At 52.5% G+C, this 242-nt stretch carries 1 tRNA gene; it reads right to left on the bottom strand.

The window, feature by feature from the left end:
• Nucleotides 1-158: 158 nt before the first annotated feature.
• Nucleotides 159-234 (bottom strand) — tRNA-Ala (locus tag A9J21_RS27345).
• Nucleotides 235-242 lie beyond the last annotated feature (8 nt).

The raw sequence follows: 242 nt of genomic DNA, 5'->3' as shown, positions 1-242 counted from the left end.
ACCCGGTATCGCGTTTGTACTCCAGCGTCTCATCAACGCTTCGCGACACCTTTACTACATCCCATATTGTTAAAGAACAGCCGAGCTAATGCTCGTTGGCAACAGCCAAAGAGAAACACTCATCCGAGCGCTTTTCTTTAGCTACAACCCCAAGGTAATGGTGGAGGATGACGGGATCGAACCGACGACCCCCTGCTTGCAAAGCAGGTGCTCTCCCAGCTGAGCTAATCCCCCGCGTGATA

The organism is Cupriavidus sp. D384, assembly GCF_001652915.1.
Lineage (GTDB): Bacteria > Pseudomonadota > Gammaproteobacteria > Burkholderiales > Burkholderiaceae > Cupriavidus.
This window is presented reverse-complemented; position numbering and strand designations above follow the sequence as displayed.